Below are 18,559 nucleotides of genomic sequence, written 5' to 3'. Positions count from 1 at the left end.
ACAAGAGAGAAGACTTAACTTTGATTTTCATCAACGAGTGCCCACACAGATTGATAGGTTTAAATTGTTAAAGAGCTGCCTTCCTACACGTTAGTGACTTAGGTCACTTCGGAAGAGGCGGTCATTTTAGCGATATAAACTTTCGTGTCAAACACTTTTTAAGTTTATTTTCGCAGGCTTTCAGCCTTACAAAACAACCTTGCTGAACACTTTCCTGTTTCTTTCGAAGCTTGTCCGTGTCAGCGAGGGGGCATTATAGAGATCAGCTTCACATTGGCAAGTGCTTTTTGGGCTTTTTTTCTATTTTTTGTTTGTTTGACGTTTTTTTGTGCGCAACAGGCTATAAATGCAACTAATTGGCTTTTAATATGCCCTTGTCAGCCAGAAAAAGGAGGCCATATGAGCCCTATTCGTAGTTACAAAGCTATTGTACCTAAAATTGGTTCCCGCGTTTATATCGATTCAACGTCTATAATAGTGGGCGATATTCAATTAGGGGACGACGCCAGTATCTGGCCATTAGTCTCAGCTCGCGGCGATGTTAACCACATACATATTGGTGAACGTTCTAACATCCAAGATGGTAGCGTATTGCATGTCACTCACAAAAATGCCGATAACCCAAACGGCTACCCACTAATTATAGGTAATGATGTGACTGTCGGTCATAAAGTTATGCTACACGGATGCACAATTGGCGATCGCGTACTCGTTGGAATGGGGGCTATTGTTCTTGATGGCGTTGTAATAGAAAGTGATGTAATGATTGGGGCAGGCAGCTTGGTTCCACCGGGGAAAGTTCTCGAGGGTGGTTACTTATATGTGGGTAGCCCAGTTAAGCAAGCTCGTCCCCTTTCGGATAAAGAACGAGCTTTCCTACTAAAATCTGCCGATAACTACGTGCAGACGAAAAATGTCTATTTAAACGATGTTGAAGATGTTGTGCTTTGATCAGCTAACAACTTCTATTTGTCCAAGCTGATTGAAGGCTTCGTCTTCAATCAGCTCCTCAGCCAGTTCTTCTAGGTCAAAGCGAACAGTCGCAAATGCAGCTAACGCTTCTTGCTCACTATTAATAGTTACACCCGAGATCTTCGCAAGCTCATCGAACGTTACAATACACTCAATTAAAGCACCAGATTGTTGAGCAGGAAACGTTACGGCTTGTAGCTCACTGTTCCACTCTTGCATGTCAGGGAAAAGAATCGATTGGTTCATTAGCCTTCCAAATTTTTTCTTAGTTCACGATGGATTTGTTTTGTGCCGGGACGCAAACCTCGCCATAACATAAAGCTCTCAGCAGCTTGCCCAACTAACATTCCTAAGCCGTCGTGGGCATGACCACAGCCATTATCCAGCGCCCACTGGTTAAAGATAGTCAGGCCTTTGCCATACATCATATCGTAAGCCACACTCTGGGCACTGAATATAGAAGGAGAGATTTCCGGTAGCTTTCCATCTAAGCTTGCAGAGGTTGAATTGATAATAAGATCAAAGCTGCCCTCGATTTGGCTCATCTCTGCTGCATTCACTTTTCCGAAACCGCTGAAGGTGTTCGCTAATGACTCAGCTTTAGCAAAAGTTCGATTGGTAATGGTGATACTCTCTGGCTCTTTGTCAATCAGTGGTTTCAGTGCACCTTTAGCTGCACCACCAGCACCAATAAGTAGAATTTTGGCACCTTTTAGTGGCACCTGATATTGCATCAAATCTTGTACTAGACCTTCTCCGTCGGTGTTATCACCTAAGATCTCACCGTCATCCAGTTTCTTTAATGTATTCACCGCACCAGCAAGTTGTGCTCGCTCAGTTAAACGGTCTGCAAACTTATAGGCTTCTTCTTTAAAAGGAACCGTAACATTACAACCACGGCCACCGTTGGTAAAAAATGCTTTGGCTGCAGCAACAAACCCATCAACTGGCGCTAACTCAGCGGTATATTCCATGCTTTGATTAGTTTGACGTGCAAACAATGTGTGAATGAAAGGTGATTTGCTGTGTCCGATAGGATTACCAAACACCGCATAGTGATCTTTTACAAAAGCCATATCCCTGCCTCTACCAATAAAAAGGTCGTTGAGTCTGTTACACCCAAACTACTTAGAGTTGCAGGTAGGCGGAAAGTAAGTGAATCCCCATGAGCATAGATAACTATGTGATTGGGGTTAACGAACGTAGTCCCCATACCAAAACATAAAGCGCTGCAGCTTCAAGTAGGAAGGGTACAGTTAACAGTACTTAACGACCCTACCACTCAGTGCAAATTCTGTCACCACTCACGCGGCACTAAAAACTCATTCAGTTTAGCTTCGCTGCTACCAGCTTCTGGCTGGTAGTTATATTCCCAGCGAGCTAGTGGTGGCATAGACATCAGTATTGATTCTGTACGACCGCCAGTCTGCAGACCAAAAAGTGTTCCTCGGTCAAACACTAAGTTAAATTCCACATAGCGACCACGGCGATACAACTGGAATTGACGTTCTCTCTCGCCATACTCGGTTTCTTTACGACGCTCAACAATCGGTACATAAGCTTGGCAGTAACCTTTACCGACCGCTTTGATATAGTCAAAGCACTTATCAAACTCCCAATGATTCAGATCATCGAAGAATAGGCCGCCAACACCGCGAGTTTCTTCTCGGTGAGGAAGATAGAAATAGCGGTCACACCATTCTTTATGCTGCTGATAAACATCATCTCCAAACGCTTCACATAAAGCTTTCGCGGTTGAATGCCACTGCTGGCAATCTTCAACAAAAGGATAGAAAGGTGTTAAGTCGAAACCACCACCAAACCACCAAATGGGCTCTTCACCTTCTTTCTCTGCAATAAAGAAGCGCACGTTGGCATGAGATGTCGGAACATAAGGGTTTTTAGGGTGCATAACTAAAGAGACACCCATAGCTTCAAACTTACGTCCCGCCAATTCAGGGCGATGCGCCGTTGCTGACGCTGGCATTTGCTTTCCAGTAACATGTGAGAAGTTCACGCCACCTTGTTCAAACACCAAACCATCACGCATCACACGAGAGCGACCACCGCCACCGAGTTTTTCCCCTGGTTCGCGATGCCACGCATCTTCAATAAACTGAGCACCACCATCAACGACTTCTAATTGGTGACAAATTTGGTCTTGTAGAGACAGCAAAAACTGCTTTACGGCTTCTTTATTAATTATCGACATCTTTTGTTCCTTACGCATTCCAATCGCAGAGTGAGTTAGCCCTGTCTTAATACTTGTAGGGTTTTCGCATCGCGAATTTCACTTGGCTTGTTCCGCCCGCCAGTTGCGCCACGTAGAATCGCAACCAGTTTATCGCCAAGCTGCTCTTCAACCTCTTCCGTTGTCATACAAGAAGGTTGGCCAGTTAAGTTTGCACTGGTTGAGGTTAGCGGTTTACCGTAAGCGTTACACAGTTGTTGAACCAAAGGATGATCGGTTACACGCACTGCGATGGTATCAAACTGACCACTGACCCATTTGGATACTTTACTGCTCGCAGGAACAACCCAAGTGACAGGACCGGGCCAGGTTGATTTGATTTGTTGTAATTGTTCTGCGGTTAGCTGGCTTTCATCTATATAAGGAAGCAGTTGTTCATATGAGGCTGCAATTAAAATCAAACCTTTCTCTACAGGTCTTTGCTTTAGTTGCAATAACCTCTCAATGGCTTCTGGGCTGTCCGGATCGCAACCCACACCAAAAACACCTTCTGTCGGGTAAGCAATCACTTCACCAGACTGCAATGCATGTAAAGCTTGTTCAAAATTATTCACGAAAACTACCTAATTGAGCTGACTTATTTCTATTTGCGCCCAGTGTACAAATTATCGGTGACTTCGCCTATACCTTAACGAGTGGAAGTTCAAACCACCCTTCCATCAACATCGAAGGGTAATATGTCCGCCAACATTTATTGATCACAACAACGCAATCGTTTGCTTGATGTAAAAATCCTCGTATAATGCGCGGCGTTCGCTCACCAAAATAAATACGCTTGAAGGAGTTTGAGATGAAAGTCGGTATTATCATGGGTTCCAAATCGGATTGGCCAACAATGAAACTTGCAGCAGAGATGCTAGAGCAATTCGGTGTTCCTTATGAAACGAAAGTAGTTTCAGCTCATCGCACTCCACAACTCCTAGCAGACTACGCAAGCAGCGCGAAAGAACGTGGCCTAAAAGTGATTATCGCTGGTGCTGGCGGTGCTGCCCACCTACCGGGAATGGCAGCAGCATTCACTAGCTTGCCTGTTCTTGGTGTACCTGTTCAGTCTCGCGCTCTTTCTGGCTTAGATTCTCTATACTCTATTGTTCAAATGCCAAAAGGCATTGCGGTAGGTACGCTTGCGATTGGTGAAGCTGGCGCGGCTAATGCAGGGCTTCTAGCTGCTCAAATCATCGGTACTTTTGATGAAGAAGTGATGGCAAAAGTGGAAGCTTTCCGCACGGCTCAAACTGAATCTGTACTGGCAAACCCAAATCCAGCCGAGGAATAATTGATGCACGTATTGGTATTAGGTTCAGGTCAGCTTGCACGTATGATGTCATTGGCTGGCGCACCACTTAATATTGAAATTTCTGCGTTTGACGTTAACAGCAAGAATGTCGTTCATCCTTTAACTCAAGCTGTGATTGGTCATGGTTTAGAGCAAGCGATTGAAAAGGCTGATGTCATTACCGCTGAGTTTGAGCATATTCCTCATGATGTGCTTGATGTGTGTGAACGTAGCGGAAAGTTCCTGCCAAGCACTGACTCCATTAAAGCTGGCGGTGACCGCAGACTTGAAAAAGCACTGTTAGATAACGCTGGTGTGCGTAATGCAAAGTACACAGTTATCAATAGTCGTGAAGATTTCGATACTGCGATCGCTCATGTAGGCGTTCCTATGGTACTAAAAAGTGCTTTAGGTGGTTATGACGGCAAAGGACAATGGCGTCTGAAGAACACGGAAGATGCAGATAAAATTTGGCCGGAGATGGCAGAGTGTATTGCTTCTTCAAATAACCAAGCGATTGTTGCAGAAGAGTTTGTTCCTTTTGACCGTGAAGTTTCTCTGGTTGGTGCTCGTGGCAAAAATGGCGAAGTTTCAGTTTACCCATTGGCTGAAAACGTACACGTGAATGGTGTCCTTAGCCTTTCAACTGCTATTGATGCTCCTGAGCTACAAGAACAAGCAAAAGAGATGTTTACCGCTGTGGTAAACAGCTTAGATTACGTTGGCGTTTTAGCTCTAGAGTTCTTTGATGTTCAAGGAAAACTGCTGGTTAACGAAATTGCACCTCGCGTACACAACTCTGGGCACTGGACACAACAAGGTGCGGAAACCTGTCAGTTTGAAAATCATCTGCGCGCGGTTTGTGGCATGCCATTAGGCAGCACCAAACTGGTTCGCGAGACATCGATGATCAATATTCTTGGCGAAGACTCGTTACCAAAAAGCTTGCTAGCAATGGAAGGTTGCCATATTCACTGGTACGGAAAAGAAAAGCGTCCGGGAAGAAAAATGGGCCATATCAACGTGACGGCTGATTACCACGGTGAACTGGTACGTAAACTGTGTGAATTGGCAGATGTTTTAGATGCAAAAGCATTTCCAGCAGTTCAGGAAGTTGCTAAGCAGTTTAAGTCATAACTATCTGTTTTTTATTTATCAGTTGAGCCCCTTACTTAGCGGCTCAACGACTTTTAACACTACAATTGTGCTAAACATCACTCTTTCCACATACTTTTTCATACACTTACATATGCAACCAGGGCGATAATCATATCCATTTTCCTACCTGTTAAAGTTGGTAACAATCAATATGGATAATCAATCAAATCGCCGCCCACTTGCCTCAAGAAAAATTTCCATTTTCAACAAGTTTGCGGTCTGGATTAGTTCAACACCCATAACTCCCAACTTTATTTCCTTATTAAGTATTGCATTCGCATTATCCGGGCTTATTGCAGGTATTTTTTTCTACCTCAATTCATCCATTATCTGGCTATTAATTTTTCCATTAATGATTCAACTACGCCTACTTTGTAACCTTCTGGATGGTATGGTTGCTGTAGAAGGCGGGAAAAAATCTGCTGCTGGAGACTTATTCAATGAAGTACCAGATAGAATTGCAGATGCTTTTTTTATTCTTGGCGCTGGGCTGATTGCACACTATCAATTTATAGTCCATATAGCTTGGTTTGTTGCTGTGTTAGCGGTGTGTACAGCCTATATTAGAGTTCTTGGTGTTAGCATTGGGTGTCCCGCAGATTTTCAAGGACCAATGGCAAAACAGCATCGTATGGCAATATTAACAGTAACGAGCATAGCCATGTTTGTTTATCAGCTATTCGACCTTCAACGCTTTATAACACTGCACTTAATGGACTATGCGCTAATTTTCATGGCTATCGGATGCTTGTTCACTTGTTGGCGCAGATTAGTCACTATTTATAATTTTAAAATGCAAATAAACTCTGAGGAGAAGTCTAATGCTTAGCATTCCTCTTCATTCTCTGCACATGATGGTTATCATTGTATTAGTATTAACCATTGGGACACTCTGCTATCTATTCCTATCTCGTCGACACCCTGAAAGAGATTATCAAGAGCTAAAACTAAGAATCCGGTCATGGTGGTGGATGATCGGTATTGTTTTTATAGCGCTTTATCTTCCGACTAAGTACACACTTATTTTCGTAGCATTTTTAAGCTTCATGGCTTTTAAAGAATTTCTTTCTATTGTTCCGACCCGAACGGCTGATCGAAGAGTTATTTTTTGGGCTTACCTGTCAATTCCATTTCAGTATTACTGGCTTTCTATTGGTTGGTACGGCATGTTCATTATTTTTATTCCTGTGTACATGTTTTTATATTTACCAATGATGGCTGTGTTAGTTGGAGAGACAAAAGGGTTTATTCGTTCAGCGGGCATCATTCATTGGGGTTTAATGCTAACTGTCTTTTGTGTCAGTCATATGGCTTATTTACTCATGCTGCCGAGTAAGAACTCCGAAGCGGGAACCATAGGGATTCTATTATTTCTTTTGGTATTTACACAGTTTAATGATGTATGCCAATACGTATGGGGGAAAACATTTGGAACTCATAAAATAGTACCCAAAGTAAGTCCAAATAAAACATGGCAAGGGTTTGTTGGCGGGGCACTCACCATCATTACAGCAAGTTACTTTTTTGCCCCTTATTTAACGCCTCTAACCTCTTTTGAAGGCCTAATCGCAGGGGTTATCATTGCTATCAGTGGGTTTATTGGAGATTTAGTTATTTCTTCCGTTAAACGAGACCTTAGAATAAAAGATACCGGTCTATTAATACCCGGACATGGCGGGATACTCGATCGCATTGATAGTCTAATGTTTACCGCCCCACTCTTTTTCCACTACGTTCACTATTTGTATTACTGAAGAAAGATATGCCAATCCTTAAAACAATATTTGTTCTATTAATAGTTAAGCCTCTGGTGTTTATTGGATTAGGGTTAAATATTATCACCCCTAAAAACCTGCCTTTAAAAGGTCCTGCTGTGGTTGCAGCCAATCACAATAGTCATCTGGATACCCTTGTTCTTCTAGCGCTATTCCCGATTAACCTTGTACATAAAGTAAGACCTGTTGCTGCTGCTGATTACTTTCTAAAAAATAAATTGACCACATGGCTTTCTCTTAATGTATTGGGGATTATTCCAATTTCCCGAGCCCCCTCATCCCATGAGCGGAATAGTATTTTCGATGAATGCCACAAAGCTTTAGATGATGGATGCACTCTGATCATTTTTCCTGAAGGAAGCAGAGGAAAGCCAGAAGTAATGAGTGAACTAAAAAAAGGGATCTACCATTTAGTAGAAAAACGCCCGCACTGTCCGGTTGTTCCTATAGTGATGAGAGGGTTAGGAAGAGCATTGCCAAAAGGTACAGCCATGTTTGTACCTTTTAACTGTGATGTAGTAATAGGAGAGCCTATAGAAAAATTTTCGAATGCGAATGACTTCACTAAAATCATGCAACAGACATATGTTGAACTAGCGAAGCAATGTATTGTAACAAGTAATATTAATGATGAATAATTCGGAAATCCAAAACTGAAAAAATCAATCAGCTTTCCTGAATATGCCCACACTTGCGATCCGCACATTGATATTTGGTTCCACTAGCGAGCTTCTTCTCAACCAGTAATGAGAAACCACATTTCTCACACTTACCAGCTACTGGAGGTAAGTTAACAGCAAATTTGCACTTAGGGTAAGTATCACAAGCATAAAACGTTTTACCGAAACGCGTTTTACGCTCGGCAAGATGCCCTTTACCGCACTCCGGACAAGCATGTAGCTTGCTTGGCTTGGTTTCATCTACTGGATTATCTTGCGATTCGATATGGTGACATTTAGGATAAGCACTACAGCCGATAAACATGCCATAACGCCCTTGGCGCAATACCAACTCACTCCCACATTCAGGACAAGGCACACCAAGTTCTTTCACTATGTGTCCGTCATTCTGGTGCAGTGGTTTTATGTAGTCGCAATTAGGATATTGAGTACAGCCGAGAAACGGGCCGTGTTTACCATGGCGAAGCTGTAAAGCTCCGCCACACTTCGGACAAGGTTCGTTCAGCGCATGCTCATGAGCTGAAAATAGCTCGCTATCAATTTTACCGCTCATAATACGTCTATTAGCTTAATGAAGAATACCTTGCTCTTTGCTGTACAAGAGCTCTTCCATAAGCGTATAAGCGTTCTCATTCCCGGGAACATTGAACAGCACCATTAGAATGATCCACTTCAGGTCATCCAACTCTAATTCATTGGTCTCTAGTCCCATCACTCGGTCGATCACCATTTCACGAGTTTCAGGTGTTAATACCTTAATTTGCTCTAAAAATAGGATGAAACCACGAGATTCTAAGTCTAGACGCTCCATCTCTTGCGCTGTAAAAATACGCATAGATGTTGCCGCACTGGTTGAAATCGCCGACTGTGCATCCGTTTGTTGCAATGCCGCTAGCTCTTCTAACCAGTTTAGGGCTTTGTAGATATCTTTTTGGTGAAACCCTGCTCGAAGCAATTCATCTTCAAGCTCGTCTTGATCCACTTGCAACTCTGCATCGCTATGGATATAAGTTTCAAACAGATACATCAGAATATCCATCATCATAGCTAGCCCCTCCCCTTACGAATATAGCCACCGGAAACTGCAACAACATGCCCTGAAAGCTCAAGCTCCAAGAGCTGCATCATGACTTCTTGGACAGGTATATGGGTCCTGCTTGCAAGAATATCAACTGGTATAGCTTCTTCTCCTACGTTAGCTAACAGCTCGGGAAATGGCAATTCATCTTCGCTAATTAAGGGTAAAAAAAGTGTATGCTGACATTGCTGAGGCTGTAAGCGATTGAAATCCAGCATAGATTCAAGTTCATCAACAATTTGTTGTACATTCTGGACTAAGCATGCGCCCTGCTGAATTAAGCGATTACTACCAAAACAATTGGGGTTAAGAATAGATCCCGGTACCACAAAAACCTCTCGGTTTTGTTCAGTTGCATAGCGAGCAGTAATCAAAGAGCCGCTTTTTTCCGCCGCCTCAACGACCAGTACGCCCATAGATAAGCCACTGATAATTCGGTTGCGCCGAGGAAAATGGGTTGGGCGAGGTTTCGCATGAGGGCGGAATTCTGAAACTAAAGCACCGTTTTCAATAATCCGAGCGGCGAGATTTTTATGTCTTGAAGGATAGATAGACGCTAGCCCAGAACCTAAAACTGCGATCGTTTTTCCATCGGCTTTCAAAGCGCCATCATGTGCGTAGCCATCAACCCCCAAGGCTAAACCACTGGTGACTACCAACTCTTGTTCAACTAGCTGCCCAGCAAACTGATGGGCAATCTTCTGACTATCAATACTGGCGTTACGACTACCAACAATAGCGATTTGTGGTTGATTCAATGTTTCCAGTTGTCCTTCAACAAACAGAACATCTGGTTTTGAGGAGATTTGTTGCAGTAGAGCAGGATACGAATCACAAAATGGCGTGATGATATGCCTTCCGGCTTGTGCCTTTAACCACTCGAGAGATTCTTCCACCTCTCGCACAGCATCATGCATCAAATAGTGAATCTGATCACAAGCCAACCCCGCCGACTGCCATTGGCTGGCTGAATAGCTAAAAAGGTTGGAGAGGGAATCTCGGCTCAATAACTGTTTTACAGACTTTTTGCTCAGTTTTGGCGTAAAGCTTAGCGCCAACCATGCCGATATTTCCCTTTCATTCATGACAGGCTCTATTTAATCGTCAGTATCAGAAGATAGAGGCTGAGCGGGATTAGCCGCGAGCGGAGACAAGGCCATAACATCTTGATTAAATGCCGTTTGACTGCGGGTGATTAACGCTAAGCTGAATTTGTCATACGGACGAATGACCATTAACTCGCCGACTTTATTACTTGGCAGTGGCATCCCTTTATCAAACCATTTCTTTTCATAGCTAAACTGACCTTGAGAACCAAAAACATGGCTGCCGGTGTTATAAACTTCGAACATACAGCCTTGTTTTAAGCCATCTTCACCACCTTGGTTCAAAACAACAACCTGCCCTTGGGCATAATACTGACTGCCTTCCAGCGCTCCCAATATACGGGCATTGGCACTTTCCGGAGCTGGATGGGGGAAAAATGTGGTGGTCAGTTTCAAGCTTTCGATATCGACTAGGGGTAAAACGATATCGTTTTGCACCACTTCTTGAGATTGCTCTTTAATACGCAATGTTGAAATCGTTTCGTCGGATCGGACAAGTTCGCCCGTCGCGATTAGGCGTAATGCGACCAATACTTCTTTGTCTCGCTCAAACTCACTGGCGGGACGATAAACACCCCACTGGGCCTGAGTATGATGCCCTGTAAAATAGAGTACATCTTGTTGGGTGATGTACTGATGTCCTTCACTATCACCTAATACTTTACTGCTGGTCGCCAAAACCTCTTTGTTTATCAATCGGTCAGTCTGCAAATAAGGCATCACTAAACCTTGTTCCACAATCGGCACCGGTTGCTTTTTCACTTTACGAACTTTAGGGCTTAGGGTGACTTTAGGTTTGAACTTCAGCTGAGGCTTACCGTTGTTCCAGACTAAATAGAGCTGATCACCGGGATAAATTAAATGTGGGTTTTCAATATCAGAGTTGATGTCCCACAGCTGCGGCCACAACCAAGGGTTGTTTAAGTACATGGCCGATATATCCCACAAGGTATCTCCTTTCACGACCGTGTAAGTCGTCGGCGCCCCTTGCTTAAGCGTAAATTGGGTAGGTTGTTGGGCGAAAGACTTCAACGAAAAGCCATTTAGCGCAATGAACACTAGGAGAAAATAACCTTTCAATCGAGTCATGACCTTATATCCTGCGTTAAATGAATGAGAATGATTTTGATAAATCACGCAGGATGCTGTCATTTGACTCATAAAATGTCTAGAATTGAGCCAACAAGCTTTATCCTGTTTCGGCCTAGTTCAATATTTCGAGTGTATATGTCTGTATTACAAGTATTAACATTCCCAGATGACCGTCTTCGCACCGTTGCCAAGCCGGTTGAAAAAGTCACACCAGAGATCCAAACCATCGTAGATAACATGATTGAAACCATGTACGACGAAGAAGGTATTGGTTTAGCTGCGACGCAAGTCGACATTCACCAACGCATCGTGGTGATTGATATTTCTGACAGCCGTGATCAACCAATGGTATTGATTAACCCAGAAATTATTGAGAAGCGCGGCGAAGATGGTATTGAAGAGGGCTGTCTATCTGTCCCTGGTGCTCGTGCTCTTGTGCCACGTGCTGCTGAAGTCACGGTTAAAGCTCTTAACCGTGATGGTGATGAATATACTTTTGAAGCAGATGACCTTCTGGCGATTTGTGTACAACACGAATTAGACCACTTAGAAGGCAAACTATTTGTTGATTATCTTTCACCGCTAAAACGTAAGCGCATCAAAGAGAAGCTAGAGAAAATCAAACGCTTCAACGATAAGAATCAATAAAAATAGAGAGGTTACCTTGAGCCAATCATTACGTATTGTCTTTGCAGGTACTCCGGATTTCGCCGCCCGTCACTTGGCGGCGTTGTTGTCTTCGGAGCACGAAGTTATTGCAGTTTATACTCAGCCGGACCGTCCTGCGGGCCGAGGTAAAAAACTGACTGCCAGCCCAGTAAAAACTCTAGCGCTTGAGCATGATATTCCTGTTTATCAACCTGAGAACTTTAAATCAGATGAAGCCAAACAAGAGTTGGCTGATCTAAATGCTGATTTAATGGTCGTGGTTGCTTACGGCCTACTATTACCGCAAGCGGTTTTAGATATACCAAAACTGGGTTGTATCAATGTGCATGGTTCAATCCTGCCACGCTGGCGTGGTGCCGCTCCGATTCAGCGCTCTATCTGGGCGGGTGATGCGGAAACGGGTGTAACCATCATGCAAATGGACATCGGTTTAGATACGGGTGATATGCTGAAAATTGCTACGCTGCCAATCGAAACAACAGATACCAGCGCATCCATGTACGAGAAACTTGCAGATCTAGGCCCACAAGCTTTGGTTGAATGTTTAGTCGATATTGCGAACGGCAATGCGAAAACAGAAAAACAAGACGATGAGCTTGCCAATTACGCCAAGAAACTGAGCAAAGAAGAAGCTCGTATCAACTGGAGTGATGATGCAGCACACATCGAACGATGCGTCCGTGCATTTAACCCATGGCCAATGAGTCACTTTGAGGTTGCAGAAAATAGCATCAAAGTTTGGCAAAGCCGTGTTGTGGATCAAAGCTCAGACCAACCTGCAGGTACCATAATACAAGCCGATAAAACCGGTATTTATTTGGCAACAGGCAAGGGTGTATTGGTGCTAGAACAGCTTCAAGTTCCGGGTAAAAAAGCAATGCCTGTGCAAGACATCCTTAATGCACGTGCAAGCTGGTTTGAAGTTGGCACACAACTGAGCTAACCAGTTTTAACCACCTTATCGATGGGTGGAGATATAACCCATACCTGATATTACACAGGATGGGCAAAGTACATTAATCACAGGGGCAGAGATGTCCCTATTGAATTTTAAGGGTTTCACCATGAATGTTCGCGCAGCAGCTGCTAACGTCCTTTTCCAAGTGGTCGACAAAGGTCATTCACTTTCTCACGCTCTTCCAGCAGCTCAAAAAACCATTCGCCCGAGAGATCATGCTCTATTGCAAGAGGTTTGCTACGGCGCTCTACGTTATCTTCCTCGTTTAGAATCTATTGCCAATGAACTGATGGAGAATCCTCTCAAGGGTAAAAAGCGCGTTTTTCACCACCTGATTCTGGTCGGGCTGTATCAATTAAGTTTCATGCGTATTCCTTCTCACGCTGCAGTTGCTGATACTGTTGAAGGCACAAAAACTCTGCGTGGTGAAAACCTGAGTGGACTAATTAACGCTGTATTGCGTAATTATCTTCGCAACCAAGAAGAGCTGGACCAATTCGCCGTTAGTCACAACGCGGGTAAATATGGTCACCCAAACTGGATTCTTAAAATGCTGCAAGAGAGCTACCCTGAGCAATGGGAAGCAATCGTAGAGGCGAACAACAGAAAAGCACCAATGTGGTTGCGTGTGAACCGCCAGCATCATACTCGCGATGAATACCAAATCCTTCTGGACGAGGCGGAGATTGAATACACTCTTCACCCAGAAGCGGCAGATGCGATCAAACTGACCACACCGTGTGATGTCACCTTGCTTCCGGGCTTTGAAAAAGGTTGGGTCTCGGTGCAAGATGCAGCGGCTCAGTTGGCGATTGATTACCTTCAGCCAAAAGAAGGTGAGCTGATCCTAGACTGTTGTGCGGCGCCGGGTGGTAAAACTGCGCATATTCTGGAACATACAGAAGATACAGAAGTGGTTGCACTTGATAGCGATGCGACACGACTGAATCGAGTGCACGATAACCTAGAACGTTTAAATCTGAAGGCCGATGTTATTTGTGGTGATGCACGTTATCCGCAACAGTGGTGGCAAGGCGGACAATTTGATCGTATTTTGCTCGATGCGCCATGTTCTGCGACAGGTGTCATTCGTCGTCATCCGGACATCAAATGGCTACGCCGCGCGAACGATATTGATGCATTAGCTGAGCTACAACGTGAAATATTGCAGGTAATGTGGCAACAATTGAAACCTGGTGGTACGTTAGTTTACGCAACATGCTCGATTACCCCTCAGGAAAACGTCCTGCAGGTTCAAGACTTTTTAGCGCGTACAGCTGACGCGCAACTGATGGGTTCAGATCCAGAGCAACCAGGTCGTCAAATTCTTCCTGGTGAGCAAGATATGGATGGCTTCTACTACGCTGTTATGGTTAAAAACGCGTAAGTTATTGAATCAAAGGCAGCCTCAGGCTGCCTTTGATATTAGTAGAGAATAAGAGAACAGGTATGAAAATCATCATTCTTGGTGCGGGACAAGTGGGCGGCACACTCGCCGAAAACTTAGTGGGTGAAAACAACGATATTACTGTTGTTGATAAAAACGGTGACCGCCTCAGAGAACTGCAAGATAAATATGATTTACGCGTTGTGAATGGCCATGCCAGTCACCCTGACGTACTGAGAGAAGCGGGCGCACAAGATGCAGACATGCTGGTTGCGGTAACCAATACCGATGAAACCAATATGGCAGCCTGCCAAGTCGCTTTTACTCTGTTTAACACCCCGAACCGAATTGCCCGTATTCGTTCACCTCAATATCTTGCTGAAAAAGAAGCGTTGTTCCAGTCAGGCGCGGTACCCGTCGATCACCTAATCGCACCTGAAGAACTGGTGACAAGCTACATCGAACGCTTAGTTCAATATCCGGGCGCTCTACAAGTGGTTAGCTTTGCAGACGAGAAAGTCAGCTTAGTAGCGGTAAAAGCCTATTACGGTGGTCCACTTGTGGGTAATGCGCTATCAGCACTACGCGAGCACATGCCTCACATCGATACCCGTGTAGCAGCTATCTTCCGTCAAGGTCGTCCTATCCGCCCTCAAGGCACAACTATTATTGAGGCGGATGACGAAGTGTTCTTCGTTGCCGCTAGTAACCATATTCGCTCAATTATGAGTGAGTTACAGCGTTTAGAAAAACCTTATCGCCGAATTATGATTGTTGGTGGCGGTAACATAGGTTCTAGCCTAGCAAAACGTCTTGAGCACACTTATAGCGTTAAGCTGATTGAACGTAACTACAACCGCGCAGAACAACTTTCAGAAGAGCTAGAGAACAGTATTGTTTTCTGTGGCGACGCCGCAGACCAAGAACTACTGACCGAAGAGAACATTGACCAAGTTGACGTGTTCATTGCCTTAACCAACGAAGATGAAACCAACATCATGTCAGCCATGCTGGCAAAACGCCTTGGTGCGAAAAAGGTAATGGTACTAATCCAGCGTGGCGCATACGTCGATCTGGTTCAGGGTGGTGTAATTGATGTGGCGATTTCGCCGCAACAAGCGACCATTTCAGCGCTACTTACTCACGTTCGTCGTGCCGATATTGTTAACGTATCCTCGCTACGTCGCGGTGCAGCAGAAGCAATTGAAGCCATTGCTCATGGTGATGAAACGACCTCGAAAGTTGTTGGCCGTGCAGTGGGTGATATTAAGCTTCCGCCGGGTACCACCATTGGTGCTATTGTGCGTGGTGAAGAAGTTTTGATAGCCCATGACCGCACGGTTATTGAGCAGGATGACCACGTCGTTATGTTCCTTGTAAATAAGAAATACGTGCCGGATGTCGAAGCTTTGTTCCAGCCAAGTCCTTTCTTCTTATAGGCTGCCGGCGTCACTATGCTGAATTTACGTCCCATTTTGTTTGTCGTTGGGTTAGTTCTCTCAAAACTAGCCCTGTTTATGTATGTGCCAACCATAGTCGCATTCATAACGGGTACAGGCGGATTCCTCGATTTCGCACAAGCCGTCATCATCACGCACATTGTGGCTTTCATTTGTTTGACCATAGGCCGGACATCCGATTTTCGTCTCAGTGTGCGGGACATGTTCCTTATCACCAGTTTAGTGTGGACGGTTGCCAGTGCGTTCGCAGCACTGCCTTTTGTCTTTATCAACCACATCAGCTTTACCGATGCCTACTTTGAAACCATGTCTGGCTTGACGACGACAGGTTCAACCGTGTTGAGTGGGCTTGATGATATGGCGCTAAGCATCCTGTTATGGCGTTCGATTTTGCAATGGCTCGGTGGTGTGGGCTTTATCGTAATGGCGGTAGCGGTTCTACCAATGCTCAACGTCGGTGGTATGAAGCTGTTCCAAACCGAATCTTCTGACTGGTCTGATAAAAGCAGCCCACGAGCCAAAACGGTCGCGAAGAACATAGTTGTGGTGTACTTAGTGCTGACCCTACTGTGTATTATGGGCTACATGCTGACTGGAATGGGCTTATTTGATGCCATTAACCATGCGTTCACCACGCTGTCCACTGGTGGTTACTCAACTTCTGACAGCTCAATGAATCACTTCTCTAACGGTGCTCATTGGATTGCGACACTGTTTATGTTCCTTGGTGGATTGCCATTCCTGCTGTTTGTGGCTACGTTGAGAAAACGTAGCCCTATGGTGCTGTTAAAGGATGCACAGGTACAAGGGTTCTTCCTGCTGTTCATTGTTGCAAGCCTAGTGGTTGCAGCATGGCTCACCCTTAATAATGGCTACTCCGTACTGGACGCCCTACGCGTATCAATGTTCAACATTGTTTCCGTAGTCACCACCACAGGTTACGGGCTTGATGACTTCACGGCTTGGGGCGCACTTCCAACCACACTATTTGGTTTTATTATGATGGTGGGAGCCTGTTCAGGTTCAACAGCGGGTGGTATTAAAATCTTCCGTTTCCAAATTTGCTTTGCCTTACTCAAAAACCAGATGATGAGACTGATTCACCCTAATGGCGTTTTCGTTCAGCGTTATAACCAACGCCCTGTGAATGAAGATATTGTCCGCTCAGTGGTTGCTTTCGGTCTGACCTTCGCCATCACCATCATTTTAATTGCAGGTTGTTTATCCGCTATGGGACTGGACCCAGTGACCAGTATTTCAGGGTCGATCACCGCAGTAGCAAACGTCGGACCGGGAATGGGCACAGTCATTGGTCCAACAGGTAACTTTGCTCCACTGCCGGATGCAGCAAAATGGGTGTTGAGTTTTGGCATGTTGATGGGGCGTTTAGAGATTTTGACGATACTGGTGTTATTCTTCCCAGCGTTCTGGAGACGCTAGTCATGAAATATATTCCGAACACATTGGCAATCGCTTTGATTGCCATCACTGCGAATGCAGCGGCTAGCCAAGTCATCGAACTACAGGATGGACGTAAAGTTCAGCTCAATGATGATTTTACTTGGCAATATGTTCAGCCTGAAAACACTCATCAAGCAACAGCCCTTGCTGTAGCTGCACCCATTATCTCTTCACAACGCGGGACAACGCTCGTACTTGAAAGCGGCAAACCAAGTTTGCAACTGTCTGACTCAGGAGTGGATATTGTTATTGGTACCGCAAGTTATCAAAATGGCAAGGTCGTTTTACCAACCGCTATCACCAATCAAAGTTCGCTATCGGTGATCAATGTTCAACTCAAGATAGAGCTTTTGGACAGCCAGGGGAAAAAGCTCGCTGAGCAAGAAACGACGGTTTGGCAATCGATAAAGCGTCTGGCGGAAACCTATCTGCGACCAAAGACAGCCGCAGAAGGCAAAGTGATAGAAATTGAAGTGCCAAAAGCAGAGAGCTATCAGCTTATTGCGACGGTTTCAAACCTAGAAACCCGCTAAATCGGATTTACATACAGATAGATCGCCAAGAAGTGACAAGCGCAACCCGCAAGAACAAATCCGTGCCAAATAGCATGGTTATAAGGGATGCGCTTCGCTACGTAGAAAATCACCCCCAGTGAATAAACCACACCACCCGCCGCCAATAGTGTTAAACCGCCCACATCCAGATTCAAAGCGAGCTGGTAAATCACCACCAGAGATAACCACCCCATTGCGAGATACGAGAATAGTGAAAAACGCTTAAATCGATACACAAAAGCAACTTTCATGACAATGCCCAACAGAGCAATCGACCAGATCACAATCATCAAACCAAAAGCAAGCGGAGTGCGCAAGCCTACGAGCAGGAAAGGGGTATAGCTACCCGCGATCAATAAGTAAATGGCACAGTGGTCGAAGATTTTTAACCAATGTTTCGCTCTTTGATGAGGAACTGCGTGGTAAAGCGTCGAAGCAAGAAACAGTGCGATCATACTGCCACCATATACACTCATGCTGGCAATAGTCAGGGCATCTGCACTATGGTTTATCGCTTTTACCAGCAATAAAACCAAGCCAACAATACCCAATATCAAACCAATGCCATGGCTAATCGCATTGGCTATTTCTTCTTTCACACTGTATTCACTCACCGACATACCACACCCACATAGAACAGGACAGTAAGCAGATTATGACATATTCAGCTTACAACTGTAAG

At 44.6% G+C, this 18,559-nt stretch carries 21 protein-coding genes; 12 read left to right on the top strand and 9 right to left on the bottom strand.

Features of this window, described 5'->3' with window-relative positions; all coding sequences use genetic code 11:
• The first annotated feature begins 399 nt into the window (after nucleotides 1-399).
• Nucleotides 400-951, top strand: a complete 552-nt coding sequence (locus tag ACRQQK_RS09475) for a gamma carbonic anhydrase family protein (RefSeq protein ID WP_457511159.1) — start codon at nucleotides 400-402, stop codon at nucleotides 949-951.
• On the opposite strand, the gene ACRQQK_RS09470 is transcribed toward ACRQQK_RS09475, so the two are convergent.
• The 4 genes from ACRQQK_RS09470 to ACRQQK_RS09455 form a co-directional block, all read right to left on the bottom strand.
• Nucleotides 952-1,218 (bottom strand): DUF1488 domain-containing protein, encoded by a 267-nt coding sequence (locus ACRQQK_RS09470; RefSeq protein ID WP_457511158.1) that lies wholly within the window; start codon nucleotides 1,216-1,218, stop codon nucleotides 952-954. It abuts the gene before it with no gap.
• A complete protein-coding gene (aroE, locus tag ACRQQK_RS09465; RefSeq protein WP_457511157.1) occupies nucleotides 1,218-2,048 on the bottom strand; it encodes a shikimate dehydrogenase in 831 nt (276 codons plus the stop codon). The genes ACRQQK_RS09470 and aroE overlap by 1 nt, the downstream gene beginning before the upstream one ends.
• Before the next feature lie 221 nt (nucleotides 2,049-2,269).
• Nucleotides 2,270-3,184 carry an oxygen-dependent coproporphyrinogen oxidase gene (gene hemF / locus ACRQQK_RS09460; RefSeq protein WP_457511156.1) on the bottom strand — a complete coding sequence of 305 codons (915 nt, stop codon included), beginning with the start codon at nucleotides 3,182-3,184 and terminating at the stop codon, nucleotides 2,270-2,272.
• Between the two features lie 35 nt (nucleotides 3,185-3,219).
• On the bottom strand, nucleotides 3,220-3,777 hold the full coding sequence (locus ACRQQK_RS09455; RefSeq protein WP_457511155.1) for an L-threonylcarbamoyladenylate synthase: 558 nt from the start codon (nucleotides 3,775-3,777) through the stop codon (nucleotides 3,220-3,222).
• Nucleotides 3,778-4,013: 236 nt separating this feature from the next.
• On the opposite strand from ACRQQK_RS09455, the gene purE reads away from it, so the two are divergent.
• The 5 genes from purE (at nucleotide 4,014) to ACRQQK_RS09430 (ending at nucleotide 8,070) form a co-directional block, all read left to right on the top strand.
• Nucleotides 4,014-4,499, top strand: a complete 486-nt coding sequence (purE, locus tag ACRQQK_RS09450; protein WP_102942830.1) for a 5-(carboxyamino)imidazole ribonucleotide mutase — start codon at nucleotides 4,014-4,016, stop codon at nucleotides 4,497-4,499.
• A 3-nt stretch (nucleotides 4,500-4,502) separates the two neighbouring features.
• Nucleotides 4,503-5,636 carry a 5-(carboxyamino)imidazole ribonucleotide synthase gene (locus ACRQQK_RS09445; protein WP_457511154.1) on the top strand — a complete coding sequence of 378 codons (1,134 nt, stop codon included), beginning with the start codon at nucleotides 4,503-4,505 and terminating at the stop codon, nucleotides 5,634-5,636.
• Between the two features lie 172 nt (nucleotides 5,637-5,808).
• Nucleotides 5,809-6,486 carry a CDP-alcohol phosphatidyltransferase family protein gene (locus ACRQQK_RS09440; RefSeq protein ID WP_457511153.1) on the top strand — a complete coding sequence of 226 codons (678 nt, stop codon included), beginning with the start codon at nucleotides 5,809-5,811 and terminating at the stop codon, nucleotides 6,484-6,486.
• On the top strand, nucleotides 6,479-7,411 hold the full coding sequence (locus tag ACRQQK_RS09435; protein WP_457511152.1) for a phosphatidate cytidylyltransferase: 933 nt from the start codon (nucleotides 6,479-6,481) through the stop codon (nucleotides 7,409-7,411). The genes ACRQQK_RS09440 and ACRQQK_RS09435 overlap by 8 nt, the downstream gene beginning before the upstream one ends.
• Before the next feature lie 8 nt (nucleotides 7,412-7,419).
• Nucleotides 7,420-8,070 (top strand): lysophospholipid acyltransferase family protein, encoded by a 651-nt coding sequence (locus ACRQQK_RS09430; RefSeq protein ID WP_457511151.1) that lies wholly within the window; start codon nucleotides 7,420-7,422, stop codon nucleotides 8,068-8,070.
• A 28-nt stretch (nucleotides 8,071-8,098) separates the two neighbouring features.
• Here the strand turns inward: ACRQQK_RS09430 and ACRQQK_RS09425 are convergent, their stop codons facing one another.
• The 4 genes from ACRQQK_RS09425 to ACRQQK_RS09410 are packed head-to-tail and all read right to left on the bottom strand — an operon-like array spanning nucleotide 8,099 to nucleotide 11,385.
• A complete protein-coding gene (locus tag ACRQQK_RS09425) occupies nucleotides 8,099-8,665 on the bottom strand; it encodes a DNA topoisomerase family protein (RefSeq protein ID WP_457511150.1) in 567 nt (188 codons plus the stop codon).
• Nucleotides 8,666-8,680: 15 nt separating this feature from the next.
• Nucleotides 8,681-9,157: a DUF494 family protein gene (locus ACRQQK_RS09420; RefSeq protein WP_042489417.1), complete on the bottom strand. Its 477-nt coding sequence runs from the start codon at nucleotides 9,155-9,157 to the stop codon at nucleotides 8,681-8,683.
• A 2-nt stretch (nucleotides 9,158-9,159) separates the two neighbouring features.
• Nucleotides 9,160-10,275: a DNA-processing protein DprA gene (gene dprA / locus ACRQQK_RS09415; RefSeq protein WP_457511149.1), complete on the bottom strand. Its 1,116-nt coding sequence runs from the start codon at nucleotides 10,273-10,275 to the stop codon at nucleotides 9,160-9,162.
• Between the two features lie 12 nt (nucleotides 10,276-10,287).
• A complete protein-coding gene (locus tag ACRQQK_RS09410) occupies nucleotides 10,288-11,385 on the bottom strand; it encodes a LysM peptidoglycan-binding domain-containing protein (protein WP_457511148.1) in 1,098 nt (365 codons plus the stop codon).
• Between the two features lie 138 nt (nucleotides 11,386-11,523).
• Between ACRQQK_RS09410 and def the strand changes: the two genes are divergently transcribed.
• The 6 genes from def to ACRQQK_RS09380 all read left to right on the top strand — a co-directional run bounded on the left by def (nucleotide 11,524) and on the right by ACRQQK_RS09380 (nucleotide 17,856).
• Nucleotides 11,524-12,036, top strand: coding sequence for a peptide deformylase (gene def, locus ACRQQK_RS09405; protein WP_457511147.1), 513 nt, complete (start codon nucleotides 11,524-11,526; stop codon nucleotides 12,034-12,036).
• Nucleotides 12,037-12,052: 16 nt separating this feature from the next.
• Nucleotides 12,053-13,000, top strand: coding sequence for a methionyl-tRNA formyltransferase (gene fmt, locus ACRQQK_RS09400; protein WP_457511146.1), 948 nt, complete (start codon nucleotides 12,053-12,055; stop codon nucleotides 12,998-13,000).
• A 121-nt stretch (nucleotides 13,001-13,121) separates the two neighbouring features.
• Entirely contained in the window at nucleotides 13,122-14,402 is a 1,281-nt protein-coding gene (gene rsmB / locus ACRQQK_RS09395; protein ID WP_457511161.1) for a 16S rRNA (cytosine(967)-C(5))-methyltransferase RsmB, read from the top strand.
• Between the two features lie 62 nt (nucleotides 14,403-14,464).
• Nucleotides 14,465-15,841: a Trk system potassium transporter TrkA gene (gene trkA, locus ACRQQK_RS09390; RefSeq protein ID WP_457511145.1), complete on the top strand. Its 1,377-nt coding sequence runs from the start codon at nucleotides 14,465-14,467 to the stop codon at nucleotides 15,839-15,841.
• A gap of 15 nt (nucleotides 15,842-15,856) precedes the next feature.
• Nucleotides 15,857-17,302, top strand: coding sequence for a TrkH family potassium uptake protein (locus ACRQQK_RS09385; protein ID WP_457511144.1), 1,446 nt, complete (start codon nucleotides 15,857-15,859; stop codon nucleotides 17,300-17,302).
• 2 nt (nucleotides 17,303-17,304) lie between these two features.
• Nucleotides 17,305-17,856: a DUF3157 family protein gene (locus tag ACRQQK_RS09380; protein WP_457511143.1), complete on the top strand. Its 552-nt coding sequence runs from the start codon at nucleotides 17,305-17,307 to the stop codon at nucleotides 17,854-17,856.
• Here ACRQQK_RS09380 and trhA read toward each other — a convergent pair.
• The gene (trhA, locus tag ACRQQK_RS09375) at nucleotides 17,853-18,497 is read right to left on the bottom strand and encodes a PAQR family membrane homeostasis protein TrhA (protein ID WP_457511142.1); all 645 of its coding nucleotides are present in this window, start codon (nucleotides 18,495-18,497) and stop codon (nucleotides 17,853-17,855) included. The two genes, ACRQQK_RS09380 and trhA, sit on opposite strands and share 4 nt — an antisense overlap.
• Between the last annotated feature and the right edge of the window lie 62 nt (nucleotides 18,498-18,559).

The organism is Vibrio sp. C8, from assembly GCF_054051265.1.
Note: the sequence above shows the minus strand (reverse complement) of the source record. Positions and strands in the feature narration are given on the sequence as shown.

Coding starts and splice junctions, on each gene's coding strand:
- dprA (WP_457511149.1), bottom strand. CDS start 10,275: ATGAATGAAAGGGAAATATCGGCATGGTTGGCGCTAAGCTTTACGCCA.
- ACRQQK_RS09410 (WP_457511148.1), bottom strand. CDS start 11,385: ATGACTCGATTGAAAGGTTATTTTCTCCTAGTGTTCATTGCGCTAAAT.
- trkA (WP_457511145.1), top strand. CDS start 14,465: ATGAAAATCATCATTCTTGGTGCGGGACAAGTGGGCGGCACACTCGCC.
- ACRQQK_RS09435 (WP_457511152.1), top strand. CDS start 6,479: ATGCTTAGCATTCCTCTTCATTCTCTGCACATGATGGTTATCATTGTA.
- ACRQQK_RS09385 (WP_457511144.1), top strand. CDS start 15,857: ATGCTGAATTTACGTCCCATTTTGTTTGTCGTTGGGTTAGTTCTCTCA.
- def (WP_457511147.1), top strand. CDS start 11,524: ATGTCTGTATTACAAGTATTAACATTCCCAGATGACCGTCTTCGCACC.
- ACRQQK_RS09475 (WP_457511159.1), top strand. CDS start 400: ATGAGCCCTATTCGTAGTTACAAAGCTATTGTACCTAAAATTGGTTCC.
- ACRQQK_RS09445 (WP_457511154.1), top strand. CDS start 4,503: ATGCACGTATTGGTATTAGGTTCAGGTCAGCTTGCACGTATGATGTCA.
- ACRQQK_RS09470 (WP_457511158.1), bottom strand. CDS start 1,218: ATGAACCAATCGATTCTTTTCCCTGACATGCAAGAGTGGAACAGTGAG.
- ACRQQK_RS09420 (WP_042489417.1), bottom strand. CDS start 9,157: ATGATGATGGATATTCTGATGTATCTGTTTGAAACTTATATCCATAGC.
- trhA (WP_457511142.1), bottom strand. CDS start 18,497: ATGTCGGTGAGTGAATACAGTGTGAAAGAAGAAATAGCCAATGCGATT.
- hemF (WP_457511156.1), bottom strand. CDS start 3,184: ATGTCGATAATTAATAAAGAAGCCGTAAAGCAGTTTTTGCTGTCTCTA.
- aroE (WP_457511157.1), bottom strand. CDS start 2,048: ATGGCTTTTGTAAAAGATCACTATGCGGTGTTTGGTAATCCTATCGGA.
- ACRQQK_RS09430 (WP_457511151.1), top strand. CDS start 7,420: ATGCCAATCCTTAAAACAATATTTGTTCTATTAATAGTTAAGCCTCTG.
- purE (WP_102942830.1), top strand. CDS start 4,014: ATGAAAGTCGGTATTATCATGGGTTCCAAATCGGATTGGCCAACAATG.
- rsmB (WP_457511161.1), top strand. CDS start 13,122: ATGAATGTTCGCGCAGCAGCTGCTAACGTCCTTTTCCAAGTGGTCGAC.
- ACRQQK_RS09380 (WP_457511143.1), top strand. CDS start 17,305: ATGAAATATATTCCGAACACATTGGCAATCGCTTTGATTGCCATCACT.
- ACRQQK_RS09440 (WP_457511153.1), top strand. CDS start 5,809: ATGGATAATCAATCAAATCGCCGCCCACTTGCCTCAAGAAAAATTTCC.
- ACRQQK_RS09425 (WP_457511150.1), bottom strand. CDS start 8,665: ATGAGCGGTAAAATTGATAGCGAGCTATTTTCAGCTCATGAGCATGCG.